The following is a 23,606-nucleotide window of genomic DNA, read 5'->3' on the forward strand; positions in this document are numbered from 1 at the left end:
TTGACAGCCATGCAAAAATTTCTCCTTTTTCTGTTCTGGATAGCAGCGTCGCTAGCCTGCACGACCGCACCGGCAACCCAGCCCATTAATGGCATACCATTCGATGGTACCGCATATAAGCCGATTTACTCCTCCGCAGAGGATCTGGCAAAAGTGAAGATCTCTGCCGCAGAACCACTTGCTGAACCGGGCAAAATCTACCTGTTTGATCCCTATATCTTTATAAATGAAAGTGGAAAGGGAATCCATATCATCGACAACTCGGATCCTAAAAACCCGAAAAATCTTTCCTTTATTTCCATTACCGGAAACTATGATATGGCCGTGAAAGACAACTGGCTTTATGCGGATAACCTGTCCAATCTGCTCGTGTTTGATATAGGCGACCCAAAAGCTCCCAAGCTGACCAAGACCATTGAAAATGCCATCCCGATCAACAGCTTTCCTCCCCATACTAACATTTATTTTGAATGTCCGGAGGCTAAAAAAGGTATTGTCGTTGGCTGGGAAAAGGTAACGATCTCCGAGCAGCCTAAATGTTTCAGATGATGATCCATCCACTCAAAAATACAACCGTAATGCGGGAGCTAACTACCATGAAAAGAAAAATCGTCCCCATTCTGTTTCTCGGGCTTGCCGTAGCGGGCTTGCTGCTGATCCTGTCTTCCTGCGAGAGCAGCGATAAAAGTTCAGATCTTTCACCGCAAGCAGGAGTTGGCGGCTCTATGGCCCGATTTGCAATCACGGGCAACACACTTTACATCGTTTCAAAACAATCCCTGGAAGTGTACAACATCACAGACGGAGGCAGCCCGGTCAAAGCGGTCAAAAAGAACATGAATGTGGGTATTGAAACCATTTTTCCCTATCAGAGCCATCTTTTTATCGGGGCAAATGACGGGATGTATATTTATAACAACAGCAATCCAAACGACCCACAATTACTATCCAAATTCACACACGTGCAATCCTGTGATCCGGTGGTCGTGCAGGGGAAATATGCTTATGTGACGCTTCGCAGCGGCGCTTTATGCCGTCCTGGGAATACGCTTAGCTCGCTGGATGTGGTCGACGTGAGTAACCCCTCCAATCCGGCTATGGTGCATTCGCAGGTAATGTCATCGCCATTCGGGCTGGGGGTTTCCGGCAACAAGCTTTTCATTTGTGAGGGAGACCAGGGTTTTAGGGTGATGGATATATCCAATCCGATTTTGCCGGTTCAAAAGCATTTTTTCGCGGAAATACCTTCCTACGATGTCATCGTGAGAAATAAACACTTGATCATCACCGGGAAGGGCGGCTTGTTTCAATACCAATTTGATCAAGATGACAAGTACGAACTTCTGAGCAAAATCCCGGTTTTATGAAGTCAGGTTTAACACTTACACTTTTCATTTTATTGATTTTTTCACAAGTATCCGCGCAAATTGATGCGCAAACAGCTGGCAGCCATGTGATTCTGAAATATTCCCCGTTGCCAATGTTTGATGTCGACAACACGTTTCAGCTCGGGGTGGAGGTGCCGTTGGGAAATAGCGGATTTAGTTTGCAGCAGGATCTGGGTTACGGGCATTCCAAGTTCAATATCTGGTACCAGGAAGACAGTAGTCCTCCTAATAAAGACATTTACAAAAGCCGGACACAGCTGCGGTATTACTTTTATGAAAGGCGCCGCACAAAAGCATATGTGGCTGGGGAGTACCTTTTCAAGAAAGTCGTGTATCGAGAAAATCAATGGGTGGGAATGGACTGCTCTGGCTTTGGAGGCTGCGGATATTTTGAAAACAGAGATGTGAAGATCGGTAGGATCGTGGGCGCGGGCCACATTAGGGCTGGCTGGCAAATCTATTTTGCAAACCGGATGACCCTCGATTTTTTCGGTGGATTTGGAATGAGAAGGATCAAGGTCAACACACTTTCCTCCGGACTTGAGAATGCAAGCGTCCGCAATCCCGAGTCATTCTGGTTTAATGCGGCCAATGGTGCAGACGATTTTATACCAAGTCTTGTGCTCGGGGTACATTTTGGATTAATCCTGGGAAAATTGGAGAACTGATTCACTTCCTTAAACCAAAAATCCCGTCAGATACTCATATTTGACGGGATTTTTGGTTAATTAAACCTATATTGTCCTATTATTTCTCACCAAAATACTCAACGTTATGAAATATCTCTCTACATCTTTTCAGTAGCGACCCCGTCCATCACATCTGTTTCCGATTTCTCTGTTTGCTATCTCGCATTCGGAGACTGTTTATATGTCTATCTGTAAGCACGTTAACCAAGAACTTAATGGTCAGAACTTTACTGAATTGCATAGCATTACTATCTCTCTTGCTTTGCCTGCTGGTACCTTCTCACGCTCAGAAAACAAAAGAAACGAAACAATCAGAATTGCCAGGTAGCCCGAGGCCAGGGACGTCGGGCGATGTATTGAAATGTGCCGTTCACGAATTAACCATCGACCAGCGAATCGCATTAGAGATGGAAATGGATAGGGCCGCGCGGATCAGGAATGCGGGCGGCAGAGTATTTGCAGCTATTACCTGGATTCCCATTCGTCCGCATATACTGCGCAGAAACGATGGAAACGGGGGCTACAGCGTCAATAGTCTTAACAACATACTTGCCCTGGCCAACAGCTATCACATTCAAAACGGCACCGGCATCCAGTTTTTTTATGCGGGTACTTCATTCGATTATATTGATAATACGAATTGGTACAACAATTTCACAACCACCATTGAAGGCGCTGTTGCAAACTCCCGGGACGCACCCAATGCTCTGAACCAATACTACGTCAACTACACGAGCGAGGCCTGGGCAGGATATGCTTATTACCCCACCAATCAGCAGTCTTCTACACGCTCTTTTATACTCACAGGATATCCCGAGACGGAAGACGACCTGGCAAACCGTGTGGTGCCTCACGAACTGGGGCACACCTTTAACCTGCTCCATACTTTTGGCAATAGCAATGGTACGGAACCTTCTACCGAACTTGTAACCCGAGGCCCGGGTGCGAATTGTTCGTACACGGGCGATATGCTTTGCGAAACCCCGGCGGACCCGTTCGGAATGGAAGGCAGTTCCGTCATCAACGTGAACGGATGCATTTCCTACAATGGAACGGCATTGGATGCAAATGGTGAAGCATATACTCCCTCCGTTTCCAATTTGATGGGATATTATCAAACCTGCGCCCACCATTTTGTGCCCAGCCAGTATGAGCGTATGCAGACAGCCCTTGCCCTGCGTCAAAGTCATACTGCCTATTCGCTTGACTACCCCTCGACTGATGTTCCGGCAGTCACTAACCTGACAGCCAGCTACAACCAGGCTGCTGTGAGCGTAGTGCTGACCTGGCAAGACAATGCTTCCAACGAAATGGGGTATTTTATTGAACGTTCCCTCTCTTCTGAATCCGGTTATATACCTATCGGGGGTGTGGGGCCGAATATGACCACATTTACAGATACAAAGGCCGGAGCTACCACCAGCTATTTTTATCGTATAAGGCCCTCCAACAGTACGGAGGGGATCAGCGCGACGGCGTCGGTCACAACAGACTGCTCTGTACCACGAAACATGAAAACGATTGACGTAACGACCTCCCGTGCTGAATTGGACTGGTTAGAGTCAGGCCCGGGAGTTAATTATGATTTGCGCTGGCGGGTTGCCTATACGGCCAACTGGACGGATGTCGACAACCTCACTACACCGAATTACACATTAGGCAACCTGACGCCGGGCGTGAATTACGAATGGCAGGTGCGCAATAAATGCACATCCGGATCTTCGGCATATACCGCGTCCATGGTTTTCAGCACGGCACTCTGTCCATATCCTCTCGGCGCTGAAAGTACCAACATTAGTACCAACAGTGCGCAGCTCAGCTGGATCAACATGGGAGTAAGCACCGTGTACGAGTTGCAATGGAAGGAGGCTTCATCTTCCAGCTGGACGATAATAAGTAATCTCACAACTCCAGGCTATTCATTGACAGGCTTAGATGTGGGTGTCAGTTATGACTGGCAAGTACGCCGGGCCTGCGAACAGAATACGTTCTCTGAATTCACAGGTGGGAGTTTCCGGACACTTTCCCCTAATTGCACGCCGACGTATGCTGGCGGCTGTTCAGATTATGGGTTGAAATCCGTTTCCCTCAACAGTGTTATGCTCAGTGAGAATTCGGGCTGTTCACCCAACGGATATGACACTCTCCCAGGTACAACGACCGTATCACCGGGGCAGACAGTGCCCTTTGTAGCCACGTTTCTAAATACTCTGAATCCTTTGGGGGCTGCCATCTGGATGGATGCTAACCGGAATGGCTTCTTCGAGGACAATGAGCGGGTGTTTTATACACCTTCGCTGGTCACAGGTTTGGTATCAGGGGACCTCACCATTCCTATAACTTCCCCAGGGCCTCTTTCTATGCGTGTCTCAGTTGCATTTTATGCGACCCCCAACAGCTCTTGCGCTAATTACTCATTGGGAGAAACAGAGGATTATGTTCTCACTGTGGGTGGCGAAATCATAACCTGTACGCCGACTTACACGAATGAATGTTCAGGAGAGGCTGGGTTGAGACGAGTCGTCGTAAATGGTGCCGTATTGAGTGAGAATTCCGGTTGTTCACCAAACGGATATTCAGAAATGCCGGGAATTGCCTATGTCCAGGGGGGGCAAACTGTCATGATCAGTGGCAATCTCCTCGACGAATATGCGCCTCATGGAATTGCCGTTTGGCTGGATATAAACCGGAACGCTGTTTTTGAGCCTGGGGAACTGGTATTTAGTACTCCTGAGGCGAAGCCGAGTGCTTTTTCAGGCAGTTTCGTCGTTCCTTCCGGACTTGCGCCGGGGCCACTTCCCATGCGCATTGTTTCCGCTTTCCAAACAATTCCGATGAACGCATGCGGGAACTACAATTTTGGAGAAACAGAGGATTACACCTTAACAATTGAAGACCCGACGCAATGCATTGTTAATATTTCGGATACGAGGACAATACTTAGCTGCAATAGACCGTCCATCGAATTAACGGCCTCTACGGCATTTCCGGGTGCCACTTTCCAATGGAGCACAGGAGCTACCACAGCATCCATTGATGTGGCCACTGCCGGAATCTACACCGTGACGATGACGAGTGGCAGCTGCACGGCAACGCAGGCGAAAACGGTTACCGGGAGCTCAACGACAATATCTGCAACAATTTCGGGCCTTGACGCGCTAAGCTGCAGCGAAAGAAGGATCACATTGACTGCCAATACCGATTCTCAAAACCCGACCTACATTTGGAGTACCGGGTCGACTGCAAAGACGATCAATGTTACTACTCCGGGAACTTACACCGTGACGGTCACAAGCGGAAGCTGTTCCACTACTGCAACCAAAACAGTTACGGGAAGCACCGCACCGCCAACAGTCAGTGTTACAAGTCCGTCAACCGTACTATCCTGTTCACGGACATCAATCCAGCTGACGGCGACAACAACTGCAACAAATCCGACCTACCTGTGGAGCAACGGTGAAACAACCAGACGAATCATTGTCACTACTGCCGGAAGTTACACCGTCACCATTACCAGCCAGGAAGGTTGTATCTCGACCGCCTCCCGAAATATCACTGGCTTTGGCGATCCTTTGACTGTCAGGCTTGTTCCCAGCACTACCGTTCTTACGTGCGAAAACCCCAGTTCGACGATTAGTCCGGTCGTCAGTTTTGGGAATGGCGTCACCTATAAATGGAACACGGGTGCAACAACACCCGGACTGTCGGTTTACACTGCTGGTACGTATATTTTAGTTGTTACCAGTGGGACTTGCACGGCAAGTGATACGGTTGTTATCACCGGAACGATACCTACACCCGAGCTCACTACAATCCTCACGAATCAGACCTACTGCAACTATGAATTCGTACCCGAGTTTGCACTGGCAGGCACGCAGGAAGGGGTTACTTTTAACATTACCGGCGGAAGTGCAATCAATATGTCTAACCAGACGGGTGTGACCTCGATTTCTTCATTTTACGCCGTCAACCCAGGAACTACGCCGATAACTGCAACGATCACGGTCACTCCCAAAACAAGCTGCGCCACAGGAAGTCCTGTCACTTTTACCATTACAGTCAACCCTTCCACGCTGGCCATTGCCGGTGATCGGGTCACTACTATTGCAGGGTCAGATCCCGCCCAGATCTTTGCCGACGACTGCCGGATTATTGCCTCCATCACTCCTTCCGGCGCCAGCCCGGTCAGTGGGGAAATTGTGTCAACGGTCTACATCGACGAAACGGTACCTTCGGCCAGGCCATACGTTGCAAGACATTATGATCTGTCTCCGACCGTCAACCCCGCCGGGGCCACCGCTACCATCACCTTATACTTTACTCAGGAGGATTTTAATAACTATAATGCAGCCGCCGGGGACATCCTGCTGCCCTCATCACCTACAGACAGCAAGGCAAACCTGTACATCAATCAGTTCCACGGAACATCCCAGACCGGTGCTCCCAATACCTACTCGGGAGAAGCAGGCCTTCCTTTTCATCCTGGGGAAGACAACATCCACTGGGCCGAGGTTTTGAAGAGGTGGGAGATTACATTTGATGTGACTGGGTTTAGCGGATTTTTTGTTACTGGAAACTCAAGCCCACTACCGGTTACCCTGGCCAGAATGAGAGCCAAGGTAATTGAAAACACGGATGTCGCGATTGAATGGGAAACCAGTTCAGAAGTAAATTTTGACCGCTTCGAATTGCAAAAAAGTTCAAATCCCAAAAATGGTTTCGTTTTTCTGTCAAACATCGCTCCGCAGCCAGGTACAGGCAAATATCAGTACCTGGACAGGGATGTCCAATCGGGTGCCACGCAATATTACCGCCTGAAGATGATCGATCTGGATGGTAGCCACGCATGGAGTAAAATCGTTTCTGCCCGGCTGGAAAAGGCGTCAGTTGAGGTAACTGTCTTTCCAAACCCTGCCGGAAACGAGTTTACAATTACTTCCTCAGTGCCGATTGTGGGGTTTAAGTTGATTAACGATGCAGGAAAAACTGTTTTTGACAAACCGACCGAGAGTGAGACCCAAAAACAAAAATTGAATGTAAATAGCTATCAAAGCGGGATATACCATCTCAGGATTCGTCTCAGGGATGGCACTGAACTAGTCAGAAAGATTTCATTGATCAAATAATTCTTTTACTTCCGCAGCCATCCCAGCTTGCTGATCTCCAAAGAAATTACACGCCTCCGATTTCACATTGGCGGGCACTTTTCACGTATGTAAAACCAGGTCCGGATCCGGGTGCGCCGGCTAAGCTGCAACATCGCATGAAAACTGAAGTTCTCGCAATCTCATAAGTTTACGACTTTAAGAAGGTGCATGGGGTTTTAAGCCGCTTACAACTTTTATTGGAGGACAAGGTCGTCGATGTATATGAAAAGTGTGGTTGAAAGTCACTACACAATCGGTACCAGCTCTGCTTACTGAAAATAGTAGATACAACATCAATATTCTGTTAGTTGATGACCATTTTACGAAAGACTTCAAAAATTTTACCGGCCAAACACCTGGAAATTTCAAACGGTCGATATAATCATCTGCATACGGATCAAATTACTATTCCACTGCCGCCAATTACTTTAATACCTCCATTGAATTTTTTCCAAAACCGGATATAGCGATAGGTAGCCTCAAATGCTACATCATTATATTTTCCTTTCAAATCCATGGTCAAGATGATAACTGCGGTGTCACCGATGATATTCAGGTTTTCAACTTTGGGGTCGAGCTCATCGATCTTGAGCGCCCCATCCTGATATGTTTGCAGATCCATCTCTTTGGTAATGACCTCTCCACTGGGAATGATAAACAACAAATCCTTGTGTAATAACTCATCAAGCATAGATGCACTGCCTTCTTTTATCGCCTGATATAGTTTGTTCTCCTGTTCAAGGATGTTTTTCTCTGTCAGTATCTTATCCATTATCTCTTCGGTTCAGAATCGTAAGTAATTGTCATAGCCTCGCAAATTTAGATGATAACTTGTATGGTGGGGAATGAGTGGATAGAAAACGATTTTACAATTACTGTAAGCTTCATTGCTACACCTTTGCAATGTAGTCTTCCACTTAGGCTCTATATAGTAGGCGCTTTTGGGGTATCCAAATCGATTCGTTGGGCCGACAGACGTTGGAACTGCATCGAACCAGATCCTATGACTACGGTCTTTACAATCTTCACGCATTGATGACACTGGCAATAATGGGGGAGCAAGTCGGTGTGGATCTTTGGGGGTATAACACCGATCCGGGCAGCAAAAGAAATATTCGCGAATCCATACGTTACATGGCTGGGTTCGGGACATCGGATATGGTATGGCCCTTTGAGCAAATCGCCGAGAAATCGATCAGTCTTGCCTATGAAGACGGGGATCATTTCTCGAGATATTATCCTTATGATCTGTACAGCGCCCTTCGCATAGGCTATAATCTACGGGGACCCTTACTTTCTTGCTGTAATGGCAAAATTGCCAAATGAAAAAACCGGTACAAATCGGTCTAACCTCATTGTGGCTATTGAATAATGGTTCGGGTCGAAAGTGACAGTTGCGTTGCATTTATAGCCAGTTTTGGTTTTAATACGGAAGAAAATAGCCATTCCAGTGGCGTGTCATAAAATCTATTAAACCAATAGATTTTATATCATTCCTGCTTAGTTTTGGAATTGACTGATACTAATCGCGTGAAAAACGGAATATTCTTTCTGGTCATAACCCTGGTAACCGCCTGCCTTTTGGCATTCAGAAATCCTGAAAACGAAACAACCCGAAACAAACTGCCTAATATCATTTTCATTATGGGGGACGACCTTTCGATGACGGATACCGAGCCTTTTGGAAGTACCCAGGTGCGCACGCCCAACATGGTGAGGCTTGCCAAAGAGGGGCTTTGTCTGGATAATATGTTCAACATGATCCCGATCTGTGCGCCCACCCGCCAGTCACTGCTGACGGGGCTGGGGCCTGTACGCAATGGCGCATTTCCGAATCACAGCCAGATTTATCCCGGCATTAAAACACTGCCTGTTTACCTGAAAGAACTGGGTTACAACGTGGCATTGGCCGGCAAGCGGCATTATGCGCCGGAAGCGGCGTACCCGTTTGATTTTCTAGGCGGGCGAGATCATGACGACGGAAGCGGGCAGGACATCGATCTGATCAAAGCAGAGGATTATATCAAAAAATCCACGGGCAAGCCATTTTTCCTGATGTTCACCAGTAACCAGCCGCACAGCCCGTGGACGCGCGGCAACCAGAAAGCCTATGATCCGCAAAAGATCAAACTGGGCGCCAACATGGTCGACACCCCATTGACGCGTAACCAGATGGCCAAATATTTTGCCGAAATAACTTATTTGGATAGTCTGGTAGGTGTTTGTCTCGATATGGTGGAACGCTCGGGACAAAAAGAAAATACCGTTGTAATGTTTGCCACAGAACAAGGCAATTCATTTCCTTTTTCCAAATGGACACTTTACGATCAGGGACTTCGCTCTGGTTTTATTGTGCGGTGGCCGGGGAAAGTAAAACCGGGGACCCGGAATGCCGCGATGGTCGAGTATCCTGATATTCTGCCGACATTGATCGACATTGCCGGAGGGAATCCTTTTAAAATCAATACCGGTTCAAATGATGCCAATGGTAACGCCGGTTTCGATGGGTTGAGTTTCAAAAAAGTATTGCTTGGTCAAGCCAGCGCTTTCAGGGAAGAGGTTTACGGCGTCAACACCACCCGCGGAATTATCGATGGCAGCGATGCGTACGCGAGCCGGTCCGTGCGGAACCTGGATTATCTTTATATCCGTAACCTAAACTACCAGGCCAGATATGCCAATGTGGTGACTAATTCAGCTTTGTTTAAAACCTGGGTAGCCAAAGATTCGGTACGCGCGACTGCATATGTGACCCGACCGGAAGAAGAGCTTTACAATGTCAAATCCGATCCTTATCAGCTTACAAACCTGGCAGCAAATGCAAAGTTCAAAACTGTAAAAGCTCAATTACGCACTAAACTCGACGCTTTTATGAAGCAGCAGGGCGACAAAGGCATTGAGACAGAAATGCAGGCGATGGAACGCCAGCCAAAAAACAAAGCAGAATGAAATTCTTAATCGCTTCGATTGCCTTTTGCACAATGGGCTTCACTGCCGCCCTTTTTAATAAACCGGAAGAAAAACCGGTCGCTGCAAATGCCAAACCAAATATCGTTGTCATTATGGCCGACGATATGGGTTTCTCCTACATCGGTTGTTACGGCGGGGAAATAACCACCCCGAATATCGATGAACTCGCCAATCGGGGCGTCAGGTTTACGCAATTTTATAACAATGCCCGCTGCTGTCCCACCCTCGCGAGTCTTCTCACCGGCCTACATCCGCACCAGGCTGGAATTGGGCATATGTCCGAAGATCCCGAGAGCACTACCGGTCACGACGATGGCGTGGATGGTTACCGTGGATATCTGAGCAAAAATACCGTCACGATTCCCGAGGTATTGAAAACCGCCGGGTACCACACGTATATGTCGGGCAAATGGCATGTGGGTATGCATGGTAAAGAAAAGTGGCCTTTGCAGCGCGGCTTTGAGAAGTTCTACGGAATTCTGGGCGGTGGATCAAGTTACCTGCGCCCGTTCGCGCCGCGCGGCGTCACGACCGACAATGGGGAAATGCAGTATGATTTTCCGGATGGTTATTACACGACCGACGCTTTCACCACCAAGGCCATTGATTTTATTAAAGACCAAAAAGATAGCAAACCTTTCTTTTTGTATTTGGCATACACTGCACCGCACTGGCCGCTGCAGGCAAAAAAAGAGGACATTGCGCTATTTATCGAAAAATATGAAGTCGGCTGGGATTCGATAGGGCGGGAACGGCTCCGAAAACAACTTGCCCTGGGCGTTACCAAACCCGAATGGGGCAAAGCCCAGCGCGAAATGCGCCCATGGAACCAACTGACCGAAAAAGAAAAGGATGATGTTTCTTACCGCATGGCCGTATATGCAGCCCAGATTTACAGCATGGATCAGAATATCGGAAAAGTAATCAGGGAATTAAAGGCTCAAAAAAAGTTTGAAAATACCCTGATCGTCTTTCTGTCTGACAACGGTGCCTGCGCCGAACCTTATCAGGAGCTGGGCGGCAAGCCCCAGGCGGAAGTGAATGATCCCTCCAAATTCTGGCTGGTTTCGTACGGCACAGGTTGGGCCAATACTTCCAATATGCCATTTAAGAAATGGAAGAACTCGACTTATGAAGGTGGCATCGCAACCCCTTTTATCGCCTGCTGGCCAAATGGGATTAAGTCCCAGGTAGGAAAATGGAGCCAAACACCCTACCATCTCATTGATATGATAGCAACGTTTGCGGAAATCGGCGAGGCGAAATATCCAAAGACAAATGCGGGCAATATTATTATCCCTACGGAAGGGATCAGCATGTTACCTGCATTCAAGACTGGAAAGGGAGCGACGCACGAGTACTTTTATTGGGAGCATGAAGAAAATTGTGCAGTCCGCCACGGGGATTGGAAGGCAGTGAAACGACTTCCAAAAGGTGCCTGGGAGCTATACAATCTCAAAAATGACCGCACCGAAAGAAACAACCTGGCTGCGGCCAATCCGGAAATAGTCAGAGATCTCGACGCAAAATGGCAGGCTTGGGCCGATTCGCATAAAGTTTTTCCGAAAGGACACCGGTGAAAGCCAAGCGCAAGGGGCAGCCGACAAACCGGCCAATGACAAACCGGCCACCCGTCCCAATATCCTTTTTCCATTCGCCGATGACCTGCGTGCCGATGCGCTGGGCTACGCGGGAAACTAAATCATTCAAACCCCAAACCTCGACCAGCTCGCCCAATCAGGAGTGCGCTTCTTTTTAAGGTGCCGGTAACAAGAAAATGGTGATGGGCAAAGTCTTGCGTACGTAATTGCAAAAATCTTCCAAATGAGTAAACGCGGGTTTGTTCCGGTCGATCAATTTTATGTATAATTCGAACTTTCTGTCTGGCGGCGAAATGCGCCCGGAGAAAAGGAAGTTTCGCTTTTGAAAAATTTGGCAAAATGTGCAAAGTCGGAAAAACCAAGGCTGTCGGCGATCTCGGCGATGGTCCAGTCGGTATGGCGGAGCAATGCTCTGGCTTCCTGTGCAATGCGACCGGAAATCAGTTCTGTCGTGGACAGACCGGTGGAGTCCCGGAGTACTTTGTTCAAATGGTTCACGTGAACAGCAAGCTGGTCGGCGTACTGTTTTGCACTGCGCAGTGCGATTTTCTGCTGCGGATTTTCCAGAGGGAATTGTCTTTCGAGCAGCTCGATAAATAACGATGTTGTACGTGCAAAGGCGCTGTGATTGGGATGCAGCATCGTGATCGATTGCAGCTTTTGACCGATATGCACGAGTTCAAGCGCGTAGGCGCGGAGCAAGTCATATTTATATGCATAATTGGAAGCGATTTCGGCTTCCATGTCGTCAAAAATGCCCTTTACACGTGCAGCCTGGGTTTCGGACAATGCGTAAACCGGCTGCTCCGGGGATCTAAAAATGGGGAGTTCATCAAGAATGACGCCGCTTCTGGTCGGGTGAAAAAAGTCTGCTGTGAACACGCAAAACTGTCCGGTTTGCCGGCCTATTGGCCACCAGGTGAATGGGCTTCTAGGTGTTGTAAAGATGAGCGATGGCTGCGTGATCTCCACGGTGCGGTCGGGATATTCCGCCCGCGATTTTCCGGTCAGGAAACTGATTTTGTAGTAGGCGCGGCATGGGTAGGGTATCGCCGGTTTTTCTCGGGTTGTCTGCGTGAGCTCGGTCAGGTTGAACACGTTAAAATGTCCCACTTCGTGCTGGATGCCGTCGGGAAGCAATGCACTTAGTTCGGTCGACGTGCCATTGGACAAGCTGCTGCAAAGCTGTTCAAATGAAGTTACACTCATGATTTATTCTTTGTAAAAATCAAATTTACAAAAGAACAGGAACAGACTGTAATCCGTTTAAATAAATTCTGGTTTGTCGAAATTCTGAATAATTCTTGGAAATAGTAAACTATAAAATAGGTAGACTAAATTGTTTATTTAGATTTGCATTACGACCACCACCGCGAAAGGCGACCGTCTTTTTGATATCCTGTATTTTAGAACATTCCATTTGACAATGAACCAGTTACATTCCTTCCTGAAGCGTATATCACTGTTTGGCATAGCGGCGGCATTATCCTTAACCTCCATTGCAGCGCAGGCACAACAACCATCCAAACAGCAAATCGTAACGCCCGACGCCCAGGCGCTGGAGAGAGTCAAGGCTGGAAAGGCGTATCTGGTGGATGTACGCACGCCGGAGGAATTCAGCGCAGGGCATTTGCAGCATGCGACCAACATTGATTACAATGCGCCGGCATTCAGCACGAAACTGGCGAAATTGGATAAGACAAAGCCCGTATACCTGTATTGCCGCAGCGGCAACCGCAGTGGCAAGTCCACCGATGCGCTTAAAACATTGGGCTTTCAGGAATACTACAACATTGGCGGTTTTGAAAAACTCAAAGAGCAAGGTTTCCCGGCAGAACAGGCTTCGGCTGCGATTAAGAAGTAGCTCCCTGACTTTGACAGACCCTGATTTTGAAAACATCATTACTCAAATCCCTTCTGCTGGCCCTTGTGGCCTCTTTGCCGGCTTATGCCCAAACCCCACGCCGACCCAACATTCTGCTCATCATGACCGATGATCATGGCTATGGCGACTTCGGTTTTACGGGTAACCCGCATGTAAAAACGCCAGATATTGATCAGCTTGCCGCGAAGTCGGTGCGGCTGACGAACTTCCACGTGTCACCCGTGTGTGCGCCTACCCGGGCGAGCCTGATTTCCAATATTGATGATAACGTCGGGCGGATCCTGCAAGAACTGAAAGCCCAAAAGCTGGAAGAAAATACGATTGTTGTTTTTATGACCGACAATGGAAATCAGCAGCTGAGGTTCAATACAGGTTTCCGGGCATTAAAGGGATCGGTTTACGAAGGCGGAACGCGGGTACCCCTGCTCATTTCCGGCGCATACGATTTGCTGCCCACGCTGTTGGAAGCCACCCGTATTGCATTGCCGAAAGAGCTGAAACTGGACGGGAAGTCGGCTTTGAAGCATATTCAGGCCAAAGTGGCCGCTGAGCCGCGCACATTACAATGCCCGGAACCGCGGCTGGCCGGAGCCGTACCGCAATGCAGCTGTGTATGATGGAAACTATAAGCTGGTCGCTATGGATGCGGAAGTTGCGGATATCAAAACGTTTGGTCGTTTCGATCTTGAAAAAGATCCTTTTGAAACAAACAACCTTGCCGCCAGGGAGACAATCCGCGCCTCGGGACTGAAAAAGTCTCTCGACAGTGTGTTTGCGGATATTACTGCCGGTTCACTCCTGGCGCCCCGCCGCATTGTGATCGACACGTCCCACGAACCTGTTTCTGTGCTGACCCGCCAGGATTTGCTGGGCACAGGTGTGGGCGCGTGGCTTTCGGATAAGGTTTTCGGCTATTGGATTCAAAAAAGTGCTGCTGCCCAAAGGCAATTACCGGATCGAAACCTGGTTTGAGGGGAATGATGGGGTGACGATGCCGTATTATCTGGAAGTATCGCCGGCGAAGTGAATTCGCAATGGCTAAACTTTACGCGAAGCAGACCGTTGGGCGAGGCTGTCAGGAAATTTAATCCTGGTAATCAATCCGCAGACCTAGCAGGTTGAAATCTCCGATTACTGTATCGGGGCTGCCCAGACTCTTGTAACGAGCAATAGTGAGCTTCAGAACCCTACTCGAACTAGGCGGTGCAGCACATAAAGTAGTTGTAAATTGCATCAATCCGTTCGGAGCAGAACTTGCAGGGATCGGTAGGCCACAAAGACTATTGGTTCCGCTAATAACCGAATTTAAGCTTAAATAAACGGGTATGAAAAACAACGCAAAATTCCCGGTGGTTGCTTGCGAAGCGTAAAAGCCAGTTAGCGTGAAAGGTGAAGTTCCATTCCAGTCCGCTGGAATGGGCACTACGATCTGAATGTACGAGTCAGATTTATCCGCAAAAGAGATAACTGGTGTCAGACCTAGTGATTGTTTTGTTGGGATCTCTGAGCTGCTCCCAGGCATGAGATCAATATCGCCCGGACCGTAGGAGATTGAGCGGGTTCGTGAGACAGGTGCGCCCACTTTGACAAAGGCCGATCCGTCATAAAACCAAAATCCACGGTTAGCTGCTTCATCTATGTAGATCATCAGCCCACTGTGATCGGTACCATTGAGGGTAGGTAAACTTTTCGTATTCGCGGACGCAAGTGTGGAGTAGCGGGGAATGAGCATGCCGCTGGTAGGACTGACAACCTCGAGAATAGCTTTGGGGCTGGTGGTGCCAATACCAACCTGAGCAAAAAGGCTGGTGGAGACAAGCAGTAAGAGATTAATAAGTACAGTTTGTTTCATAACCCTTCTCTGAGAAAGTGGATGTTTTAAGAGCATATCATTATCACTTTATGAATGTATATGTGTTCCGCTGGCCGTTTGTCAGTACCGTTTTTAGCACATAAATTCCAGGCACGAGGCCTTTGGTTGCTACACCTTCACCCGCTTTTATTGAACCCTCCATAAGCAGGCGACCCGAAATTGCGTAGACGGATATCGCTACTGCGTCTTTGGCAGGGACGTTCCTGAGGTAGAGCTTGTCGACCACGGGATTGGGGAAAACAAAGGGTGCATCCTGGCCGGAAAACAAAAGGCTTCTGATCTGACTGTAAGCAAAACTTCTGTCGTTGTCGATCATCTTCAGCCGGTAGTAATTGATTCCTTCTGGCACATCAGCATCTGTAAAGGAATAGTTTTGCAGCACTCGGGAAGCGCCAATGGCATTTTCCTGACCAATCTCGGTCCAATGCCTGACATCCAGGCTGCGCTCTATTACAAATTTGTCGGCGTTGATTTCTTCCGATGCTGACCAGTTTAAGACCGCGGTGCGGCCTTCGGATATGACGTCGAAACGGATTAGTGTGACAGGTAATGGCGTAATCGGGCCGGACGCGGATATAACTATCGGCTTTTTATCAGAAAGTACATTGGATACCCTGTGCACGGCCTGGTCTACGGTACTGCCCGTTGTAACTGTAAACTCCGGATTTTCAGTCCTTTCATCACGGGAATAAAGAATCTGCAGATCACTTTCGGTGTTGCCATTCAGCTCGCTTGTCAGGTACGAAATGGATGCAGTCCCCGAAAAATTAACGGGCCTGGCAAAGCGGTAAACACGGTTGATGCTCCCGGTGGGCCTGCCTGGTAAGGCTGTCTCGGATTTTTGCAGGGTATTTTCAGCGATGGTAAAATCCGAGGAGGGACGCAGCGACAGGTTTTCGAAGCTTACCTCCATTCCGCTCTTAATGGTCAATCCCCTCTGACCTGCGTGAAACTGGGCGTGCGAATGCGCTACTGGGAGGCATGCGAAAATCACATATAGTTTTTTCATAAAAACCGGGCAGGGTAATGGATCCGTTATTGTCTCAGGAATTTCCGGCTCATAGCCGATCCGTCCGCCATGTAAATTTTCAATGTGTAAATCCCGGCGGGCAAATCTTTCAGATCTATATGGAGGATAGCATTTCCATCCATTTTTTTGACAGGATCTCCTCGTAAGTTTGAAATTTGTGCAAAGCTGATGTTTGCCGGTTGCGGGGTTTGGATACTCAGCCGGCCGGTGGAAGGATTGGGGTAAATAAATGTTTCAGAAAGCGCCTCGTCACTCATTTTCACTTCACGGATCCTGCTCCATGCATAAGTGCCGTCGGCATCGATCATTTTGAGCCGGTACAAATTGGAGCCTTTCACAGGAAATGGATCTCTGAAAGCATAAGAATGATGGCCGCGTTGTTCGCCCGCCGCATCTACGCTGCCGATGTTGTTCCAGTCCTTACCTGCAAAGCTGCGTTCAATTTCGAAACTGCTGCTGTTGACTTCCGATGAGGTGGCCCATTCGAGCAATACACTTTGTTCTTCCCGTGAAGCTTTAAAAGCGATTAGTGTTACCGGCAGCGTGGTACAGCCTACCCTGATTTCCGCTCTCGTGTTACAGCCTGTCGCATTGCCGGAGATTGTCGGCGCCATCACCCGGGAGGCTGGTGCAGGGCCAATGATCGTGCAGATCATCGCGACCGAACATTCGCTGAGTACCGGATTGTTGGTGATTTGCAGCGCGCCAGTCATCGAAATAGCGTGGTTAAATGCCTTGATGTCCGTTAGGAGCGTATTCTGGTCGATGATCAGGTCTCCGTACAGATTCTTGAGCTTGTCAAACCCTCGGATGCTTTTCAGGTTGTTATTGGTGATAATCCGCAAGTGCCCGTAAATGATCTCAATCTTTTTGAGCTTGTCGAAACTAACGATATCGTCGCCCGAGATGGTGACATCGCCCACGATAGCGGTGTATTGATCTTCATCTGTGTAATTATCAATGTCGGTCTGGCTCGTAAAATTCAGATCGCCCTCATATTCTCCGGGAGCCTGTGCAAAGGCGGGGTTGGAAATGGCTGCAAGATGTTGACAACAAAGGATAATCAGCAAAGAATGTACAAGGATGCTTAAAGGTTTTTTCATGAAAAGGGGAAAATCTGGGATGTATGAAGTATGGAACCTGGGTTTCGTCCTGAATAAGAAAGACGGAGTGCAGCGTGAGCAAAGTCTTCTTCCAAAGCAGGTTAAAAAGTTCAAGCATCCCTAATTTCGACCGTATACAAAGTGTAGACACCCGTGTAGACAAAGTGTAGACAACGGATGTATCACTCAGTATATCAACTGGTTACATCACATAGTGGTACGAGCAGCGACTAGCTGTCAGAGCTGGCGGATCAAACTATCCAGGTTGGTGTCGAGCTGGTGGCGTTCGAGTTTGCGGCGCAGCCGGTAGCGGGAGGTGCGGATCGTATTCATGGTAACACCCAGCATATTAGCCATTTGTTTGGTAGATACCCCCAGTTTCAGCAGGGCAATTAACCGGATCTCGGCCGGCGTCAGATCGGCAAAGCGTTGTTGCAGGGAAGTAAGAAAAGCGGGATAAACGGCTTCAAAAAGCTGTTTGAACTGCTGCCAGTCTATTTCGGTCAGGATAACCCGGTCGAGCAGGGTCTCTATGGTTGGGGGGTGGGTCCTCAAATTAGCCTGGTCCAGGTCGGCTGATATGGTTTCGATCAGCTGGTTCTTTTCGTGCAGATTGGCCATGTATTGGGCCAGAAGTGCTTCGGCTTGTTGTTGCTGGCTTAATAACGCCCGTTTTTCGAGGAGCCGTTTTTGCTGATTTTGCCGCAAGGAGTAAATACCCGACCCGGTCAGCAGCAGCATGGCCAGCAGGATGATATTCCGGACCTTCTCGGCGCTGGCCTTTTCAGATTCGAGCTGGCGGGTGTTATTCAGGTATCGTTCCGCATTCACCTGCATTTGAGAAGCGGCCAGCAGCCGGCTGTTAAACCGGGCGCGCAACGTGTCCTGTAGCCGCAGGCTGGAATCAAGGTAGGCGGTAGTATAGCGATAATTGCCTGTTTTTCTATAATACAGCGTTCGTGCCTGGTAATAATGCAGATCGTAGTCGGACCAGTGCTGGTTTTTGTAGAACCTCGTCGAGCCGTCGAGATAAGCCCTTGCTTTTTGGGTGCTGTCGAGGGCCAGCAACGCCTTCGCCAGGTAAATCGCCGTGAGGGCGGCATTTTCCGGAACACGTGTCTGGCTCAGAGAGTAAGCCTGATAAAGGTAGGGTAATGCCTGCCGAGGTTTGCCGGTCAGCAGCAATACATGGCCGACATTGGTACTGGTGATCGCCAGGTGGGTTGTGTCATTGCGGCTTGCAGCCAATGCCCGGCCCCGCGAGAAAAAAGCTTGTGCGTTTTGATAATCACCTAATTGGCGATAACAAAGACCGATCGTATTGTGGATAATCAGCGGAGAATGTTTATTCACATTCGGGTATCGCAGCGCGGCTTTCATGTAACGGATGCAGGTTTGATACTCTCCGAAAAAGTAATAGCGGCCCCCCAGGCCCGAAAGGTATTCGTGAATTTCGGGAATGTTCTCGTACCCAATCCGTTCAAAGGCATTCTGTGCGCGTAATAACCAATGGAAGCCAGCATCAAATCGTTTTTTGCCGAAATCAAACCGCCCTCGGTAATACCAGTAAGATGCCTGGACTACCGGAACCGGACATTGATCCATAAGCGGCTGGGCTTCTTCGAGCACGGTCGATTTTTTCCCTGCCACATCAAGCAGTGTATGGCTTACCAGGATTTTATGCAGTTGGGCCGACCAGTATAATCGGTCGTCGCCTTTTTCCCGGGCGAAGTCACCTAGCCGGTCGAGCCGGATGAACATGGCCGTCGAATCCCGGGCAGTCAGGTGGGGGGGATTAATAATGTCGAGATAGGGCGCATTCTGCCACAAATGGAAGATTTGCTGGCTGGGGCTGAGACGAAGCAGGCTATCGACCTGGGCATGGGTAACGGTGATGAGGAAGGCCCAGCCCACCAGCAGGAGCCCCATTCGTCGCAGAAACAGGTGACGCTTCATTAGTATGTCAAATGGAGGTACAGGGTATATCGAACGCGTTGACCAAGTAACTAGAAAAACCAGCGTTATCCTAGGGTTTTAGGCAATGCTTTCTTAAAGGATGTGTTGAAGTCAAAGTTCTTGTTTACCGCTCACTTTGGTAATGTGACACGGATCGGCTTTTAAAACGTAATCCTCTCAAACGACGACTTCGCTGCTTGCCGATTATGGAGCTCTGGTTTGCGATCAGACCGATCCGTTTTCCTTAGCTATTTTTGAGTCTGGTCGGCACCTGTGATAATTCCCGACTTACTTGGATATACTTTGCTTTCACGTTGCAGTTTGTGCAGTACATTCAATGTTGCAGATTGTCAGGATCATTGAAAAAAGAAAAATAGATCTTATCATTTTAGAAACCTCATAATTTCTTTATCAGCATTAGTGCAGGCAGGATGCCTTCAAGTCACGGCGGCAAATTCGGCCAACGTATCATAGATGCCGTGGGAATTCCGTTCGAACCGGATTGGAGAAGCCAGTCGGTTTCTCAAACCTTTACCAATGGTTGGCTCTGGTATGTGTTTGCAAAACCGAAAGCCTCCCCTTCATACTGCATAAATACTAAAATTGTCTGGCACCTTTCAATGAATGATTTAAAGGGACCAATAATTGAAATGCTACCCTACCACGATGGAGGATGTTTTACTCATGAGCTGCTTAAATATACCCCCATCGGGGTATTGTACGACCTATGTTATCCTGTGCAATTTTGTCAATGGTAAACCTATCTATCCTATTTTTCTAATTGAATAACGGGCTTTACACTTTTTCGTGTCTGTTTGAATCTTCATGGGCAGAACCCTTGTGTTCGTCACCCTGAACATATCGCAAATCACCCCTCAACCCTCTCAAAAACAATACGAAATGGAAAGAAATTTATACAAAACAATCGTTGGCATCGGCCACGCTCTTTTAATGACAGTCATTGGATCGAACCTGTTAGCACAATCCGCTGATGTTCGATACAACAATCTGCCACAACAGTCTTCTCAGCTTAATATATCTCTCAAACACGAGCAATTCTATAATGCCTGGTTTGACAAACAGAATGCGGGTGTGATTGTCTCCAATCGCACCAATGATAGGGTATTCGTCAAGTTACGTTTCAGCGTAACCCTTACTTGCGGGGAAGTAAGAAGTCAAAGTCTTGGCTATCTCTCTGGTGACGGAATCGTGTTGGAAGCACGTCAAACTATAGGAGAGGCTGGTTACTCCGATGAAAAATCAACTTCAATAGATGCGGCATTCGGTGTGCCGGCCAGTTGCCGACCGGATCCAAATGGCAAAGAAAAAAATGTTTCCATCATCCGATCCGTCAACTATCAGGTAATCTCTGTGGAAAACCTTGGTGAGAAAGATAGGCAACAGGCAGCGGTAAGGGCTAAACAAGAAGAGGCCGATAGGCAAAGCAAGTTGCAATTGAACAGGGAGAACGAGGTATATCGTGGTGAGATACAACTGATGATTGACGAGCTACCGGGTATTGAACAAGGTACCTTCAAATCACGTCTGGCATCCATAGCTAGTCAATCTGTTGATAGTCAAAAAGCGGCATACCTGAGTCTTCAAAGAGATTTGACCGAAAAAAGCAGAAGAATTGCTGCTGAGAAAGCTGCAAGACGAAATGAGTCTTCTTCACCATCATCGAGTATTACGGGAAGCAATTCCAGATCCTCAGGCGGTATCACAGTAGCCACAACGAATGGGGCTGCTAGTGGTTCACAGACCACTAATAGTTCATCAACTGCGAAAAGTAACATTGTAAACGGTATTGATCGTTCGAAATTACCTGAGTTAGGGAAAGACTTTGATGGCAATCATTACCGAAAAGGGGTCAATAATGAATATCAGAAGATCAGTGCTCAGGATTACCAGGCTTTGAAGCGAGAAGCTGCTGCCAAGGAAGCGGAAGCGAAGCAGTTGGCCAAACAAAGAGCTGCTGACCAAGCCCTTGCCGAGTGGAATAAATATCAACAAGAGGCTGAGGCCAAACGCAAACAGCAAGAGGAGAGTGTAAGACAGGTTACACAAGGACTCACAGACATGGCAATGAATATTATGAATGATGTCAATGCATCTAGACAAAGAAGAGAAGAAGACGCCAGACAGACTGCCGAGCAAAAGGCTATTATAGATAAGGCAAATAATGAAAAGGCAAACGTTCTGCTTAAATATTATCTTGAGGATGCACGCAGTGGAAATGAGCAAGCAATTATTAAAGTGGCCGAAGCATACAGACTAAAACAGCAAGAGGAAAAAAGAGAGAACTTCCTGCTAGAAATGGTTAACAAAAAATACAGCTCCGCGGCAACGACTATTTTGCTTGTGCACTACAATGATATCATGAATGGAGTTAAACAAGAATGTAAAGCGTATAAACAGCGCGGAAAACGTTATGCGATTTGGACAGGTATTTTGGGTATTTGTGCATATGCGGGTATGACTTACGGTTTAAGTGAAAAGAATTACGCTCCTGAACGAGAAACCGGTGCTGAGATTGCATATTGGACTGGTGGAGCTTGCATGCTCGTTTCCCCATTCTTGGCTATTGCTAGCGCGTGTCAATTTATGGGCACCAACTATAGAAAGCAGGATAAATATATTAATGCCAAGCATGTCGCTGATCAGCTAGAAAAAAGACAAAAAATAAAGGTTTCCTTTTCGCCCGTCATTAGCCCTTGGAACAGTAGTCTAGGACTTTCCTTGCGAATGAAAATCTAACGATAGCAGCCCGCAAAATTCGTAAGGGAGCTCGCTCAATCTGTAACGAAAATCTACTTTTATGAAAAAGTATTACTTCATTCTGTTTAACGTCTTTTGTGTTATTTGTTCATTACAGGCCCATGCCCAGGATGCAATCTATTTTGCCAATGGAAACAACGTCCAGAATGCGTTAATAACTAAGATAACTGAGGAGATGGTGTCATTTCAGGTCAAACGGGACGATAAAGAAGTCCCTTACTCTTTTCCTCGGGAAAATGTACTAATCGCATTCTTGAAAAATGGTAATTACCTCGTGTTATCGGTGATTCAAGGGGATCCTAACCAGTTTTTGCAAACGTTCTTAACTGCCCCTCCCAGAGAAAACACTCTGGATATTATTGTCAAAACCACCCCTGTCGAAGTTATAACGGGCAAAATATCTTATGAAAGTGACGAGATAATAAATTTCGAAAGTGCGACTGGGCAAGCGTCCTCGATCGCTAAGGAAGAGATATCCGTGATTATTTATAAAGATGGCAGTCACAAGTTATTACTGGAACCGACTGCTGCTGCTGCTGTGATTGTAGAGGCTAATCGGACAATTCGAAGGCTCGTGCCGCCAGCTAGTCGCAGACCGAGCAATGAGTCGTCTGAACAGCGGGAGAAGCGCGTGGAGTCAGAAGCCATGATTTCAAAAACAGATGCCAAACCCGCCCTCAGCGAGGAAGACTACAACACGTACAGCAAAAAAGCATTGCAAAAAGTGGACGAATTTTCGGCCTATTTAAATATCATAACAGATAAAAGTAGAGATAGCGACGAGAAAGATAAGGCCATTGAACAGGCATCCAAACTCTTTATGCCTACAGCCACCATCGAAGTCACCTCTAAGTATCGCGCTTCGACTCATCAATACAAAATACAGGATTACCTTAGCAGATTAAAATTATTGCCTTACAGCAGAACAAACATTGAATGGATGGAGGTGCAGTACGTCAACGAACTGAAACAGGAAGCCGACGGAAATTATTACGGAAACATCAGCGGACAGCAGACTTTCACAGGTTACAGCAAAAACGGGAAAGATGTGCTTTACAGCGACGTTACGCGAAAAAACGTGAAAGTGAAGCTACAATCTTATGACAAATCTGTTGACGGTCAGCAAATGGCCAACTGGGAAATTCTGCTTGGGAATATCGGTATCAGCGTAAACCAATGACAGTCA

General features: G+C 47.7%; 19 protein-coding genes. 13 read left to right on the plus strand and 6 right to left on the minus strand.

What is annotated here, in order from left to right:
* Window positions 1-9 precede the first annotated feature (9 nt).
* From LZG72_RS26895 to LZG72_RS26910, 4 genes are all read left to right on the plus strand, one after another.
* Window positions 10-549, plus strand: coding sequence for a hypothetical protein (locus LZG72_RS26895; RefSeq protein WP_233878247.1), 540 nt, complete (start codon window positions 10-12; stop codon window positions 547-549).
* Window positions 546-1,367 carry an LVIVD repeat-containing protein gene (locus LZG72_RS26900; protein WP_233878248.1) on the plus strand — a complete coding sequence of 274 codons (822 nt, stop codon included), beginning with the start codon at window positions 546-548 and terminating at the stop codon, window positions 1,365-1,367. Before LZG72_RS26895 ends, LZG72_RS26900 begins: the two co-directional genes overlap by 4 nt.
* Window positions 1,364-2,056, plus strand: a complete 693-nt coding sequence (locus LZG72_RS26905) for a DUF3575 domain-containing protein (RefSeq protein ID WP_233878249.1) — start codon at window positions 1,364-1,366, stop codon at window positions 2,054-2,056. The genes LZG72_RS26900 and LZG72_RS26905 overlap by 4 nt, the downstream gene beginning before the upstream one ends.
* Before the next feature lie 236 nt (window positions 2,057-2,292).
* Entirely contained in the window at window positions 2,293-7,203 is a 4,911-nt protein-coding gene (locus LZG72_RS26910) for a GEVED domain-containing protein (RefSeq protein WP_233878250.1), read from the plus strand.
* 418 nt (window positions 7,204-7,621) lie between these two features.
* On the opposite strand, the gene LZG72_RS26915 is transcribed toward LZG72_RS26910, so the two are convergent.
* Window positions 7,622-7,996, minus strand: coding sequence for a nuclear transport factor 2 family protein (locus tag LZG72_RS26915; RefSeq protein WP_233878251.1), 375 nt, complete (start codon window positions 7,994-7,996; stop codon window positions 7,622-7,624).
* A gap of 182 nt (window positions 7,997-8,178) precedes the next feature.
* Here LZG72_RS26915 and LZG72_RS26920 point away from each other — a divergent pair, with 182 nt between their 5' ends.
* From LZG72_RS26920 to LZG72_RS26930, 3 genes are all read left to right on the plus strand, one after another.
* Window positions 8,179-8,550 carry an alginate lyase family protein gene (locus tag LZG72_RS26920; protein ID WP_409017750.1) on the plus strand — a complete coding sequence of 124 codons (372 nt, stop codon included), beginning with the start codon at window positions 8,179-8,181 and terminating at the stop codon, window positions 8,548-8,550.
* 204 nt (window positions 8,551-8,754) lie between these two features.
* Window positions 8,755-10,173, plus strand: coding sequence for a sulfatase (locus LZG72_RS26925; protein WP_233878253.1), 1,419 nt, complete (start codon window positions 8,755-8,757; stop codon window positions 10,171-10,173).
* Window positions 10,170-11,774, plus strand: a complete 1,605-nt coding sequence (locus LZG72_RS26930; RefSeq protein ID WP_233878254.1) for an arylsulfatase — start codon at window positions 10,170-10,172, stop codon at window positions 11,772-11,774. The genes LZG72_RS26925 and LZG72_RS26930 overlap by 4 nt, the downstream gene beginning before the upstream one ends.
* A 279-nt stretch (window positions 11,775-12,053) precedes the next feature.
* On the opposite strand, the gene LZG72_RS26935 is transcribed toward LZG72_RS26930, so the two are convergent.
* On the minus strand, window positions 12,054-13,004 hold the full coding sequence (locus tag LZG72_RS26935; protein ID WP_233878255.1) for an AraC family transcriptional regulator: 951 nt from the start codon (window positions 13,002-13,004) through the stop codon (window positions 12,054-12,056).
* A 217-nt stretch (window positions 13,005-13,221) separates the two neighbouring features.
* Between LZG72_RS26935 and LZG72_RS26940 the strand changes: the two genes are divergently transcribed.
* The 3 genes from LZG72_RS26940 to LZG72_RS26950 are packed head-to-tail and all read left to right on the plus strand — an operon-like array spanning window position 13,222 to window position 14,652.
* A complete protein-coding gene (locus tag LZG72_RS26940; RefSeq protein ID WP_233878256.1) occupies window positions 13,222-13,659 on the plus strand; it encodes a rhodanese-like domain-containing protein in 438 nt (145 codons plus the stop codon).
* Between the two features lie 26 nt (window positions 13,660-13,685).
* Window positions 13,686-14,297, plus strand: coding sequence for a sulfatase-like hydrolase/transferase (locus tag LZG72_RS26945; protein WP_233878257.1), 612 nt, complete (start codon window positions 13,686-13,688; stop codon window positions 14,295-14,297).
* Between the two features lie 22 nt (window positions 14,298-14,319).
* On the plus strand, window positions 14,320-14,652 hold the full coding sequence (locus LZG72_RS26950; protein WP_233878258.1) for a hypothetical protein: 333 nt from the start codon (window positions 14,320-14,322) through the stop codon (window positions 14,650-14,652).
* Between the two features lie 112 nt (window positions 14,653-14,764).
* Here LZG72_RS26950 and LZG72_RS26955 read toward each other — a convergent pair whose 3' ends face one another.
* The 3 genes from LZG72_RS26955 to LZG72_RS26965 are packed head-to-tail and all read right to left on the minus strand — an operon-like array spanning window position 14,765 to window position 17,686.
* Complete coding sequence (locus tag LZG72_RS26955; RefSeq protein ID WP_233878259.1) at window positions 14,765-15,532, minus strand: hypothetical protein; 768 nt, start codon at window positions 15,530-15,532, stop codon at window positions 14,765-14,767.
* Between the two features lie 43 nt (window positions 15,533-15,575).
* Window positions 15,576-16,562, minus strand: a complete 987-nt coding sequence (locus LZG72_RS26960) for a T9SS type A sorting domain-containing protein (protein WP_233878260.1) — start codon at window positions 16,560-16,562, stop codon at window positions 15,576-15,578.
* A gap of 26 nt (window positions 16,563-16,588) precedes the next feature.
* Window positions 16,589-17,686 carry a T9SS type A sorting domain-containing protein gene (locus tag LZG72_RS26965; protein WP_233878261.1) on the minus strand — a complete coding sequence of 366 codons (1,098 nt, stop codon included), beginning with the start codon at window positions 17,684-17,686 and terminating at the stop codon, window positions 16,589-16,591.
* On the opposite strand from LZG72_RS26965, the gene LZG72_RS29230 reads away from it, so the two are divergent.
* Window positions 17,685-17,810: a hypothetical protein gene (locus LZG72_RS29230; protein ID WP_255701123.1), complete on the plus strand. Its 126-nt coding sequence runs from the start codon at window positions 17,685-17,687 to the stop codon at window positions 17,808-17,810. The genes LZG72_RS26965 and LZG72_RS29230 overlap by 2 nt on opposite strands.
* Window positions 17,811-17,923: 113 nt before the next feature.
* On the opposite strand, the gene LZG72_RS26970 is transcribed toward LZG72_RS29230, so the two are convergent.
* Window positions 17,924-19,642 (minus strand): tetratricopeptide repeat protein, encoded by a 1,719-nt coding sequence (locus LZG72_RS26970; protein ID WP_233878262.1) that lies wholly within the window; start codon window positions 19,640-19,642, stop codon window positions 17,924-17,926.
* A 900-nt stretch (window positions 19,643-20,542) separates the two neighbouring features.
* Between LZG72_RS26970 and LZG72_RS26975 the strand changes: the two genes are divergently transcribed.
* Together LZG72_RS26975 and LZG72_RS26980 are read left to right on the plus strand one after the other, a co-directional pair.
* Window positions 20,543-22,399, plus strand: coding sequence for a hypothetical protein (locus LZG72_RS26975; protein ID WP_233878263.1), 1,857 nt, complete (start codon window positions 20,543-20,545; stop codon window positions 22,397-22,399).
* A gap of 61 nt (window positions 22,400-22,460) precedes the next feature.
* Window positions 22,461-23,600, plus strand: coding sequence for a hypothetical protein (locus LZG72_RS26980; RefSeq protein WP_233878264.1), 1,140 nt, complete (start codon window positions 22,461-22,463; stop codon window positions 23,598-23,600).
* Window positions 23,601-23,606 lie beyond the last annotated feature (6 nt).

The organism is Dyadobacter sp. CY323 (assembly GCF_021390245.1).
Taxonomy (GTDB): domain Bacteria; phylum Bacteroidota; class Bacteroidia; order Cytophagales; family Spirosomataceae; genus Dyadobacter.